The 11,992-nt window shown below is 60.2% G+C and carries 9 protein-coding genes; 6 read left to right on the top strand and 3 right to left on the bottom strand.

What is annotated here, in order from left to right; translation table 11 throughout:
- From VNM72_05970 to VNM72_05945, 6 genes are all read left to right on the top strand, one after another.
- Window positions 1–580: response regulator (locus tag VNM72_05970; protein HXF04945.1), on the top strand; the 580-nt coding region annotated here is incomplete at its 5' end.
- A 310-nt stretch (window positions 581–890) separates the two neighbouring features.
- Entirely contained in the window at window positions 891–1,553 is a 663-nt protein-coding gene (locus VNM72_05965) for a sigma-70 family RNA polymerase sigma factor (protein HXF04944.1), read from the top strand.
- Complete coding sequence (locus tag VNM72_05960; protein HXF04943.1) at window positions 1,540–2,349, top strand: tetratricopeptide repeat protein; 810 nt, start codon at window positions 1,540–1,542, stop codon at window positions 2,347–2,349. Before VNM72_05965 ends, VNM72_05960 begins: the two co-directional genes overlap by 14 nt.
- A 479-nt stretch (window positions 2,350–2,828) precedes the next feature.
- Window positions 2,829–3,581, top strand: a complete 753-nt coding sequence (locus VNM72_05955; GenBank protein ID HXF04942.1) for a ZIP family metal transporter — start codon at window positions 2,829–2,831, stop codon at window positions 3,579–3,581.
- Window positions 3,578–5,425: an excinuclease ABC subunit UvrC gene (gene uvrC, locus VNM72_05950; GenBank protein ID HXF04941.1), complete on the top strand. Its 1,848-nt coding sequence runs from the start codon at window positions 3,578–3,580 to the stop codon at window positions 5,423–5,425. Before VNM72_05955 ends, uvrC begins: the two co-directional genes overlap by 4 nt.
- Before the next feature lie 163 nt (window positions 5,426–5,588).
- Window positions 5,589–6,527, top strand: a complete 939-nt coding sequence (locus tag VNM72_05945; GenBank protein HXF04940.1) for an ABC transporter ATP-binding protein — start codon at window positions 5,589–5,591, stop codon at window positions 6,525–6,527.
- 66 nt (window positions 6,528–6,593) lie between these two features.
- Here the strand turns inward: VNM72_05945 and VNM72_05940 are convergent, their stop codons facing one another.
- The 3 genes from VNM72_05940 to rodA form a co-directional block, all read right to left on the bottom strand.
- The gene (locus VNM72_05940) at window positions 6,594–8,096 is read right to left on the bottom strand and encodes a pyridoxal-dependent decarboxylase (GenBank protein ID HXF04939.1); all 1,503 of its coding nucleotides are present in this window, start codon (window positions 8,094–8,096) and stop codon (window positions 6,594–6,596) included.
- A 219-nt stretch (window positions 8,097–8,315) separates the two neighbouring features.
- Window positions 8,316–10,643, bottom strand: coding sequence for an Rne/Rng family ribonuclease (locus tag VNM72_05935; protein ID HXF04938.1), 2,328 nt, complete (start codon window positions 10,641–10,643; stop codon window positions 8,316–8,318).
- A 172-nt stretch (window positions 10,644–10,815) separates the two neighbouring features.
- Complete coding sequence (rodA, locus tag VNM72_05930; GenBank protein HXF04937.1) at window positions 10,816–11,937, bottom strand: rod shape-determining protein RodA; 1,122 nt, start codon at window positions 11,935–11,937, stop codon at window positions 10,816–10,818.
- Window positions 11,938–11,992: the final 55 nt, after the last annotated feature.

Below are 11,992 nucleotides of genomic sequence, written 5' to 3'. Positions count from 1 at the left end.
TCTCCCCCACATCTTCGAGCCCTTCTTCACCACCAAAGAGGTGGGCAAAGGGACCGGACTGGGGCTGTCGGTCGTCTACGGGATCATCAAAGCGCACGGCGGCTGGGTGGATGTCGAGAGCACAGTGGGCCAGGGCACCCGTTTTCATCTCTACCTGCCGCAAGCCGATCACCCCGTCGAACCTGAATCGGTGATCCGCGACGATATCCCCTTCGGTCAGGGCGAGATGATCCTTCTGGTTGAGGACGAACCGATGGTGATGGATGTCGGACAACGCATGTTGGAGACGTTGGGCTACCGTGTCCTTTGTGCGAGGAACGGGCAGGAAGCCCTCGAGCTGTACGCCTCCCATCGCGGCGACATCCGGTTGGTCCTGCTCGATGTCGTCATGCCGCACGTGAGCGGCCATCACGCCCTCGCCGAGTTGCGGAAAATGGATCCACAGGCGAAAATCTTACTTGTGACCGGATACGATCCGAAGCAGGTGGCCGAGAGATTAGAGGGAGCTGTGGGTGTGCTCCAGAAGCCCTATTCTCTCAGAGCGCTCGCCTGCGCGGTTCACCGCAGCCTTCGGGCGTAAGGGTGAAGGCTCCTGGGGGCGTACATAGCGTGCTTCCTCCGGGAGGCAAAACAAGCAGCATGGAGGCCTTTGCTCCCGGGGAATTTGAAAACCGGTGGCAAGCTGCAAGATGAACGTGCCTGATCAAATACCGGGAGAGAAGCAAACCGGTGTCTTGAGCGCACCGAAGCTCGACTGCCGGTTTGAAGCTGCGCTCTGACGAGGGAGGTGGAATCCCGGATGCACCGCCGGAGTTAACGCCCGATTCGGATGCGTATCCGCGGAGATCGGCATCTTCGGGAAAAAATAAGGCTGAAAAGGCGGGGAATCGGTGGGAGAAAAAGGCAAAGTTCTTACAGAAGAGGCCCTTAGCGCATTAATCGCTCAGGCTCGCGCCGGTCAGACCAGCGCTTGGGATGAAATTTTTGTGTTCTTACGTGCAAGAATTTCGGCTTTGGCAAAATATAGAATAGGGACGGACTATGAAGACGTGGTACAGGAGACGCTGATGACCGTTTACGAACATTTGAACGAGCTGCGCGATGCCGAGCACCTGCTCATGTTCGCCACCAAGGTACTCCGCAATAAGATCGGGAATTTCTACCAGAAGCAGGAGCGGCAGAGCCGTTACCTGGAGGGGCAGAGAAGGCGCCATCCTATCTACAATCCCTACGAACTGTGGGATTTGCAGGAGTCCGTGAAGATCCTCGCTCATGCCCTTGACCGCCTGGGGCAACGACGGCCTCAATGTCGAGATCTGCTTCTCGGACTGGCCGATGGAGCCAGTATTGAGGAACTGTGCGAGGAGTTCGACATTCCTCCCACACGCATCCATTACCGCATCTTTCGCTGTCGGCGAGCATTGCGTTCAATTTTGGTCAATGAGTTCGGCGTCTCCGTTCAAAACGCTCATCTGGTGCTTGTTCCGATGGATGATCCTCGGATCGTTCAACCTGCAACCCCCTTCTACGAGGTGGACGATGAAGGACAATAATAGATGCACCAATCCCCGTCTGGGTCGGTTGATTGCTGCTTACGAGTTGGGCCTGCTCGGAGAGACCGAGCGCAAGGCGTTTGTGAATCATTTGGTCGAGTGCCTTCACTGCCACAACGAGCTGTATACCATGGCGCCTGTGATGGATGTGCTGCGAACACAACGGCAAATGGCGCTTGATCGGCGGCGACGGTGGTCGGCGGCCGCTGGAGCGGGCACGAAGCCGCCGATCTGGGGGCGGAGAGCTTTCTTGACGGCAGCCTCGATCCTTTTGGTTGTCGGTCTGGTGGTGACAGTCCTTTTCCTGCGCGACAGCGGGAGGCCACCATCCACGAGTCCGGAGATGGCCCATGCGCCTTTGTCCTGGGAATCACTTGCCGTCCCGAAAGCCGACTATGTTCCACCACGCTCTGATCGGGCTCCATTCCGGAGCGGAGATGCGGCCGCCCTCTTTGAGCGAGCCATTGCCAATTATCAAAACGGCGATTATGCGACGGCAGCCCAACAATTCGAGGGAGTTGTTCAGCTTCAGCCTGACAACGCCGCGGCCTATTTCTATCGGGGCGTAGCGTTACTTCTGGCCGAACGTGCAGCCGAGGCCGTAGCTCCGCTGGAGAAAGCTGTCGAACTGGAAGCCGGATACACCCGCTCCCGCGCTCGCTACTATCTGGCCCTGGCTTATTTGAAAACTCACCAGGTGGACCGCGCCCGCGCTCAGCTCGAAGCTATTCTGCAAAGCGTCTGTCCGTATCGCACGGATGCCGAGAAGCTGTTGCAACAGCTCCGGCAGCAGTGATCACTGGCCTCATCAGTAGAGATCAAAGGGCGCGTTAGGCCCCGGCAGAAGTCTGCCTGCCCGGATCCACACGATTTTCCGGCGTCCTCTGAAAATACCCCGGAAGCCCAGCTTCTAGCCTGCCATTTTTGCCTTCGACAAGGGTAGCACGCCGGAAGCGTGCACTGCTCGGATTTTCCTCCTTTGTCGTGGATTCCCCGTAAGCGACTCCCCTGAAGATCGCCTTCCCACCGATGACCGTATTGAGCGCTTTTCATCCGTGGCGGTGGAACCGATTCTCAATGCTCCGAAAAACCTCTCGAACGCATGCCGTCCGGGGTGTCCTTTCGTTCCTGCGGATCGGGATCGGCGGGAGTGGAAGATTCCGGGACGAAAACTCTGAGCGAATCAGCCACGCAGAGGCTATAATTCTGTTCTGTCCGGTGGAACCAACAGGCTGAATGAAGGTCGGATGGCCTTCGTTCGGCGGTGGATGAAGAATGATGCGAGAAACCGTGCTTTATGGCCTGCTGGCGGCCCTGGCCAATATCCTGGGCGGGTTGTGGATCACCTCACCCGGAAACAAGGTGAGCCGGACGCCGTTGACATACCTGCTGGCTCTCGGTGCGGGATTTTTGCTGGCAGCCGTTTTCCTCAAGGTTATTCCCGCCAGTCTGCGTTTGCCGCGATGGCACGAGCAGATGGAAATTCCCTTACTGCTTGTCCTCGGCGGCTACCTGCTCATTCAATTTTTCGAGCACACGGTTGCTCCCCATTTCCATTTCGGAGAAGAAACACATGGAGAAGCCGTGCTTGCAACACCGGCGATGGTGGCGGCCGTAGGAGGCCTGGCGATGCATACCTTCTTTGATGGGGTCGCCATTGCATCGAGCACAACGGTTGATCCCCGGCTGGGACTCATTGTGTTCATCGCTATTGTGCTTCATAAAATCCCCGAGGGATTCACCGTGGCCTCAATTGTTCTGGCGTCGGGTCGGTCGCCGCAAGTGGCCCGTTCGGCGACGACTGTCGTGGCGCTGGCGACGCTGGCCGGTGTGGCGGCTGTGGCCGCCGCCAGAGAATCGGTCGTCTATGCGCTTCCCCTCTCAGCCGGTGTGACGCTTTACGTGGCGACGTCCGACCTCATCCCGGAGATCAACAAAGCCGAGCGCGGGTTCATGTCTCTGGTCGTCTTCGGTGGGGTGGCCCTTTATTATGCGACGGAGAAGGTGCTGGAGAGGGTCGGGCTATGACGCTCAGTGAAAAGATTCGACATCTCCCGACATCGCCCGGATGTTATCTCTACCGGGATGGGGCCGGAAACGTCATCTATGTGGGGAAGGCCAAGAACCTGCGTCATCGCGTGCGCCAATACTTTCAGCCGTCGCGCCCCCAGGACATAAAAACGTCCGAACTGATCGCTCAGATTGCCGACCTGGAGTACATCGTGACCGATACGGAGGTCGAAGCTCTCATTCTGGAGAGCCATCTGATCAAGCGCTATCAACCCCGGTTCAACATTCTGCTCAAGGATGACAAGTACTATCCTCATCTGAAGCTGACGGTGAACGAGCCCTATCCCCGGGTGGTCAAGGTTCGGCGTGTCGAGCGAGATGGAGCCCTCTACTTCGGTCCTTACCTGCCGGCTTCGCTTGCCGACAAGCTGCTGGAACTCATCCATCGGGAATTCCATCTCCGGCCGTGCTCGAACGAGGTCTTCGAGCTTTACCAGCGGCGGGGGCGGCCATGTCTTCAATATCACATCAAGCGATGCCTGGGCCCCTGCGTGCATGGTCTGTTCAGTCTCGAACAGTATGAGGAAGCGGTGCGTGACGTGAAGCTCTTTCTCGAAGGGAAGGACGAGGCTCTGGTGGAAAGTTTGCGCCAGCGGATGGAGCAGGCCGCCGAGCAATTGCGGTTTGAGGCGGCGGCTCGGTATCGCGACCTCCTGCGCGTGGTCGAGCAGGTGCGCCAGGATCAAAAGATGGCCCTTGCCTGTGACATTGATATTGACGTCTTCGGGTACTACACGGATGGATCACGTGTGGCGCTCTCGCTCTTTACCTTGCGGGAGGGGAAGGTCATTGGCAAGCGCGATTTCTTCTGGGAGGGAGTGGAGGCATTCCGACCCGAGGCCTTCTTGTCTGATGTACTGACGCAGTACTACGCGGGAGCCGAGTACGTCCCGGCGGAGATTCACCTGCCGGTGGCATTGGAGGATCGGCGGCTGATTGAATCGTGGCTGAGCGAGAAGCGGGGGCGGCGCGTGCACCTGAGGGATCCTCGACGTGGCCTGAAGCGGGAACTGCTGGACCTGGTGATGCGCAACGCGCGTCTGGCTTTCGAGCAGCGATTCCGCGTCGGTGCGCCCTCGATGAAGACGGTGCTCGCCGCTCTGGCCGAAGCCCTCGATCTCCCGCAACTGCCCCGTCGGATCGAAGCCTTCGACATCTCCACGCTCCAGGGGAGCGAGACCGTGGCCTCGCTGGTCGTGTGCGAAGACGGGGTGATGAAAAAGAGCGATTATCGGCACTTTATTATCAAAACGGCGTCCTGTCCCGATGATTACGCAGCCATGAGAGAAGTCGTCCACCGCCGCTACTCCCGGCTGCTGCGCGAGCACCGCGATCTGCCCGACCTCGTGCTCGTGGATGGAGGCAAGGGGCAACTCCGGGCGGCCGTGGCGGCCCTCGAGGATCTCGGCCTGAACGCTCAGCCAGTGGCCGCCATCGCCAAACGCGAAGAAATCCTTTTCGTGAAAGGCCGGGAGGACGAGCCGCTCCGGCTGGACCGTCACTCGCCCGTGCTTCACCTCATTCAAATGATCCGTGACGAAGCCCATCGTTTCGCCATAACCTTTCATCGCCGGCGGCGCGAGCACCGCGATTTCGCGTCGGAACTCCTGGCCATCCCCGGCATCGGTGAGATTCGCAAGAATCGGCTGCTGCGTAATCTGGGCAGTCTTGATCGAATTCGTCGAGCTTCGGTCGAGGAACTGCGTCCGTTCGTCGGCGAGGAACTCGCCCGACGCATCGTGGCGCACTTTTCCTCACAACGAGATACCGGGCCGATGTCGTCCGAAGCTCCCGGCGACTGAGCTTTGCCCCGCCTCCGTTCGCACGGGTGATGTCGAGCTGTTCTTCGTGTCACAGGAGTGACCATCCGGAAGCGATGAGGGCTCGAAGTCTCGTACCTCATCGGTGGCTGCCTTTCATCTTTTGCTCGTTCTGAGGTAAACTGGCGCATCGGGGAAAGAGATTATGCGAGCCGTGGACATCAAGGGTGTGAGCAAGACCTATCGCAGTCGCTTTCCTTTCCCCCTGACGAAGCAGGCCCTGCGTCGGGTCTCGCTGGAGATCGAGCAGGGAATGCTTTTCGGAATTCTCGGTCCCAACGGAGCAGGGAAAACGACGCTGCTGTCCATCCTGGCGACGCTGCTCATGGCCGATGAGGGGAGCGTGACGATTCTCGGTCTTGATGCCCGTCGTGACGGACACCGGATTCGCCAGCGCATCAATATCTCCAGCGGAAATGCCAACTTTCCCTGGAGCTTCACGGTGGAAGAAACTTTGACGTTCCACGCTCTGCTTTACGGGCTATCGGGCACGCGTCTTCGCCGGAAGGTGGACGAAGTTATCGAACTGCTGCGGCTGGAGGACTATCGGCGCGTTCCTTTTGAGCGGCTCTCGACCGGAACCAAGCAACGCTTGTCGCTGGCCAAGGCGCTCCTCAACGACCCGGAACTACTTTTTCTCGATGAGCCGACGGTGGGCCTCGATCCCGATATTTCCGTGCGCATCCGGGAGAGCATCTCCGCTCTTCACCGCGAGAAGCGCATCACGATCATTCTCACCACCCACTACATGAAGGAAGCCGAACAGCTCTGTGAGGAACTCGTCTTCTTGAAGAACGGCGAGATCATCGCTCGCGGAACGCCCGAGCGGTTGAAGAGAATGTTCGCCACAGGCGATGTGATCAGGATTCGCTGTGCGGGACCGCTACCCGAACTGACGACCCTGCCCGTTCCGGGCGTGCTTCACTGGTCCGTGCAAAACGGCTCGCTCGCCGTCACCGTGGATAGCAAGGAGAAGCGGCTCAGCGATCTTCTCGGCTATGTGCGCTCGCAGGGGGCCGTGATCACTGATATCGCCTTCGCCGAGCCCGATCTGGAAGAGGTTTTCATCGAACTCGCCCGGTGACGCGGGGGCGCACCGACCGTGCGCCTTTCACCTATCGTCTCGATCCCGTCAGGGCGTTGCCCCGCTTCAGCGCATCTGCGCGTCAAGTCGCCCGGCATGAAAACGAAGAAGTTCCCAGGCGCGGGCGACATGCCTCTCAGTCGTCCGGATATTGCCGATGGCGAGTCTCAACACGAACCGTCCGCCAAGCCGCGTGTGCGAGAGGAAGCACTCGCCGGTCGCATTGACGGCGTCAAGCAGGGCGCTATTGAGCTGATCGAGATACGCCGTGGCTCTCTCGTCGGCGCTTCGTTCGGCGAACCGTCGCGGGCGGGCGCGGAAGCAGACGGTGCTCAGCGGAACGGGAGCCACCCGTTCAAAATCAGGATCGGCATCCACCCAGCGGGCAAACTCCTGGGCCAGGCGGATGTGATAACGAATGCGTTCGGCGAGCCCCTCCTGACCGAACGAGCGAATGACCATCCAGAGTTTGAGCGCGCGAAATCGTCGTCCCAGTTGGGGACCGTAATCCATGAAGTTCCGCACCGCCTCATCCTCGCTCGTGCGAAGGTATTCCGGGACGAGGCTGAACGCCCGCCTGACCACATCCATGCGGCGCGAATAAAACGCGCTCAGATCAATGGGGGTGAAGAGCCACTTATGGGGATTGAGGACGAGGGAATCGGCCCGGTCGCATCCATCAAGGAGGTGGCGCAGTTCGGGGACGATGGCGGCGGATCCGGCGTAGGCGGCATCCACGTGGAGCCAGAGGTTGTGCTCGGCGCAGATCTCCGCGATGGCCGCAACCGGATCAATGCTGGTGACCGACGTCGTTCCCACCGTCGCGACGACGCAAAACGGTCGCCAGCCGGCACGGCGATCCTCGACAATAGCCCGCCGGAGTTCGGCAACATCGAGGCGGAATGCCTCGTCGGTGCCGATCTTCCTCACGCCCTCCTGGCCGATGCCCAGGACAATGGCGTCCTTCTCGACTGAGGAATGAGCCAGTTCCGAGGTGTAGAGTCGCAGTCGTGGGACATCGCTCCGTCCGCCGAGGCCGCGCTGGCGAATTTGAAGATCGTCCAGGGCCTCGCGCGCTGCCGCCAGTGCGCAGAGCGTCGAGATCGAAGCCGTATCGTAGATCACGCCCTCGAATTCCTCCGGCAATCCCACCATCTGCCGGAGCCAATCGAGGACGACCTCTTCCAGTTCGGTGGCGGCAGGCGACGTCTTCCACAGCATCGCATTCACGTTCAAAGCGGCGGACAGAAGTTCACCGAGGATGCCCGGCTTTGATCCGGTGATGGCGAAATAGGCCAGGAACCCCGGATGATTCCAGTGAGTGATTCCCGGCAGGATAACCGTCTCGAAGTCCTTGAGGATGGCGTCCATGGGCTCCGGGGTCAGCGGAGGCCGCCGGGGCAACTGAGAGCGAATCTCGCCGGGACGAACACGGGCCAGCACAGGATACCGCTCGATCTCTTCCAGGTAGTCGGCGATCCATTCGATGAGCTGGTGCCCATAGCGGCGAAAGTCCTCGGCGGTCATATCCCCGAGCTGTGGCGATGTGCGAGGCAATGTCTCGGACATGAATCTTTCTCCGAAAAGATCACGCAGCGTTCCAATCGTCTTCTTCACCGTGCCGATACCAGGCGCGGGTCCCTTTTCGCAGACGGGAAAGTCCCGTCCTTTCTTTTTTTCACCTCTTGGCGTCGCGGTCGGCGACCTGAGAAAACCCGTCGCCCATTAGTGGAACACGGGCGAGGCCGGACCGTGGTGTCGCCGCCGCTCAGCCGATTCGCCAGTCCTCTACACGATGGCGATGTCGAATTGCTCCTGATGCAGGAGCGGATCGGTCTTGATCGTCACCGGCCCACCAAGATAAGCCTCGATCTCGTGCAAGATGGCGGCGTATCGCTCTCGCAGCAGGCGACCGACTTCGGGATGAACTCGCAGCAGGGCTTCTCCGCCATCCACGCGCTCGCCGGCCATGGCCAGGCGTCGTGCTTCTTCCAGGATTTCCAGACAGATGGTTTGAGGCGATTTCACCAGGCCGCTGCCATGACAGTAGGGGCAGGGCTCGCAGAGCGTCCGCTCCAGACTCTGCTTGACCCGTTTCCGGGTGATGGCCACCAGGCCGAAATCGTTAAACTGAAGAATCTTGGTCGGAGCGCGATCCTTCCGCAGTTCCTCCTCGAGCACCTGCATGACCTTCTGGCGGTTCTTGCGCTCTTCCATATCAATGAAGTCGAGCACGATGATTCCGCCGAGGTCCCGCACGCGGATTTGTCGGGCGATCTCGCGGGCGGCTTCGATATTGGTGCGGGTGATCGTATCCTCGAACCGGCTGGTGCGACCGACGAACTTGCCGGTATTGACATCAATGGCTACAAGCGCCTCCGTTTGATTGATGACGATGTAGCCGCCGGACTTGAGCCAGACGCGCGGGCGGATGCTCTTTTCGATTTCGGCCTGCACGCCGTACTCCTCGAAGATGGGCGTCTCGCGCGTATGGAGCTTGACGCGATTGAGGAGCTTGGGCTGGAAACGGGAGACGAAGTCAACAATCCGCGTATAATCTTCCTCATCATCCACGCGGATGGCGGTGAAATCGCTCGACAGCCGATCCCGGAGAATGCGTTCGACCAGATCGAGATCGCGATGCAGCAGGGCCGGAGCCTTCGTGCGCTCGGCCCGTTGACGGATGTCGTTCCAGGTGTGAGCCAGATATTGAAGATCGCTGAGAAGGTCGGCCTCGCTGCATCCCTCGGCGGCGGTGCGCACGATGAGCCCGCCCACGACGCGCTCTCTATTTTTCAGTTCGGTGATGAGCCGACGCAGTCGGGCGCGCTCGGCCGCCGACGTGATTCGTCGGGAAACGCCGACGTGTTCGGAAGTGGGCATGTAGACGAGGTAACGCCCCGGTAAAGCGATGTGCGTGGTCACGCGGGCCCCTTTGTTACCAATGGGCTCCTTGGCGATCTGGACGAGGATTTCCTGGCCCTCTTTGAGGAGTTCGGTGATGGTCGGTTCGCCTTTCGGTTCGTTTCGCACCGGGTCCGGCTCCGCTTCGGCCACCGCGGCCGTGTGGCGCCGTCGCCGGGATCGTCGCCGATTGGCCATTTCCGCGCGAGGTTTGTAGGAGTAACGAAGCGAGGCGTCGGCATCCGGCAGAGGAGGCTCCGGGTCCTCCGCCGCCGACTCCGCCGGCTTGTCAGACCCGGCCTCTTCCGGCGGGGCGACGCCTTCACCCTCTTCGGCGGAGAGGGCGCTGACGGTCCCGCCAGCATGCTCCATCACTTCCACGGACGTCGGCGGTTGGGGGCCCTCCGACGGTGGAGGAACGCCTTCGGAGGAGGGCGGTTGAGTTTCCACCGATCGGGCGTCCATCTCCTCGGAGGATTCCGCCGGAGATGGCGCGAGTTCTTCAACGGATTCCGGAGTCATCGCCGGAGCATCGTCCACGATCCGCCGCCGTTTTGTCCCCGAGGTCAACGGGAGCGAGAACGAACCGATGCGATGCTCCGACTCCACGACGTCCTCCGTGGGCTCGATGAGGGCTTCTTCCTGATGGATCGCTTCGATGATTTTCTCCTCGACGATCGCATCCTTCAAATCCACTTCGGAGGCGACTTCCTTTTCTTCCTCACCGGCAGGCTCTCCGCCCGGGGGCGGAAGGTCTGCCGTAATGCTTTCGACGAGGTCGGCGATCTCCTCGGTGAGGGCTTCTTCAGAAGGCTCCTCGACACGGCGGCGACGGGCCGGGCGCGAGGGTTTGGTTTCAGCCAGCGCCTCGATGATTTGCTCGACATCGGCGAAGCTGGGTTCGGTCGAGGGAGGTGTTCTGCCGGAAGCGGAGGCTCGTTCTGCTTCCCCCGCGGGCTCGAATTCCACCTCCATGTCCTCGATATCGAAAACATCCGAGACGTAGAGGAAGGCATCGCGGTCCAGACCGATGTCCACGAAGGCTGATTGCATCCCCGGGAGAACGCGCGTCACTCGTCCCTTGTAGATGTTTCCCACAATTCCTTCGGATTCTCCCGCTCGTTCGACGTAATATTCGACGAGCACGCCATCCTCGAGGATGGCAATTTTCCTCTCAAAACGGTTGGAACTGATGATCATTTCCTTGGCCATGTTCGATTCTCCTCATGCAGAGAGACGGGAGACATCTGATCCTCCCGGGCGGATCGAGCCGCTTCTCTCTGCGCATATTGTCTGCCGAATGTCCCAAACGGGCGAAAGCTCAGAGCGGGACAGCCCCTTTCGGGCGGGCTCTCACGAACGCCCCGCGCTTTCGCCACGCCGTTCAGTTAACGTACCGGTGAAGTCGCACATTGGCGATCAAACCCAATCCGATGAAGGTCGCCAGCACCGATGAGCCCCCATAGCTCATCAGCGGAAGGGGGATACCGATGATCGGCATCAACCCCACGACCATTCCCAGGTTCATGACAGTGTGGAACGCCAGAAGCGACACGACACCGGTGATGAGGAGCGCGCCGAGCTGATCGCGCGCCAGTTTGGCGTGATTGATCGCTCGCATCAAAATGAACAGGTAAAGGGTCAGGACGATGAAGATCCCGACCAGTCCCAATTCTTCAGCGACGACCGAGGCGATGAAGTCGGTGTAGGCTTTCGGCAAAAAGCGAAGCCGACTTTGCGTCCCCCGGAAGAGGCCGCGTCCGGTGACGCCGCCTGATCCCACGGCGATCATTGACTGATAGGTTTGATAGCCGAAGCCGCGACGGTCGGCGCGCTCGGGATGGATGAGCGTTTCCAGTCGCTGCACCTGATAGGGCTTGAGAACTTCGTGACGGAAATGCCAGCCGAGACTCATCACCACGGCGGCGCTCACCACTCCGGCGACGATGAAGCGAGGCCGGAGTTCGGCGATGAAGAGCATCCCCACCAGAATCGGGAAAAAGGTCAGCGCCGTTCCGACATCCGGCTGGAGAAGAATGAGTCCCACCGGCAAGAGCACAAGCAATGCCGCCGCTGCAATCTCGCGCATCGTCAGGTAGGGATTTTTGCCCCTGCGATGCTCTTCCCAGCGAGCGGCCAGAAACGGTGCCAGGATGAGGATCGTCGCCACTTTCGCCAGCTCCGAGGGTTGAATGCCGAAGCCGCGCACGCCGATCCAGGCTTTCGTCCCGTAGACTTCTTGCCCCACGAGCAACACGAGCACGAGCAACAAGAGACACGCGCCATAAAAAATGGGAGCGGCTTCAACGAGGCGATGGTACTCGATGCGCGCCGTGACGACCATGGCGATGAGACCGAGCAGGACCCAGAACAGTTGACGCCGCCAGTAGTCTTCCTGCGGCTGCGAGCTATAAATCTCTAAAATGCCGAGCAGGGCCAGCACCAGGGCCGCGGCCAGCAGCGGCCAATCAAAATCCTTCCATCCTGTGCGTCCGCGTCGTGCCATCGCTCTTCACTCGCCTCGCGTCAATCTCGGGACGTGCACGTCCGCCTGCCCGATT

This window comes from Blastocatellia bacterium, from assembly GCA_035573895.1.
Taxonomy (GTDB): domain Bacteria; phylum Acidobacteriota; class Blastocatellia; order HR10; family HR10; genus DATLZR01.
Note: the sequence above shows the minus strand (reverse complement) of the source record. Positions and strands in the feature narration are given on the sequence as shown.

Coding starts and splice junctions, on each gene's coding strand:
- VNM72_05945 (HXF04940.1), top strand. CDS start 5,589: ATGCGAGCCGTGGACATCAAGGGTGTGAGCAAGACCTATCGCAGTCGC.
- VNM72_05960 (HXF04943.1), top strand. CDS start 1,540: ATGAAGGACAATAATAGATGCACCAATCCCCGTCTGGGTCGGTTGATT.
- VNM72_05935 (HXF04938.1), bottom strand. CDS start 10,643: ATGGCCAAGGAAATGATCATCAGTTCCAACCGTTTTGAGAGGAAAATT.
- VNM72_05955 (HXF04942.1), top strand. CDS start 2,829: ATGATGCGAGAAACCGTGCTTTATGGCCTGCTGGCGGCCCTGGCCAAT.
- uvrC (HXF04941.1), top strand. CDS start 3,578: ATGACGCTCAGTGAAAAGATTCGACATCTCCCGACATCGCCCGGATGT.
- rodA (HXF04937.1), bottom strand. CDS start 11,937: ATGGCACGACGCGGACGCACAGGATGGAAGGATTTTGATTGGCCGCTG.
- VNM72_05940 (HXF04939.1), bottom strand. CDS start 8,096: ATGTCCGAGACATTGCCTCGCACATCGCCACAGCTCGGGGATATGACC.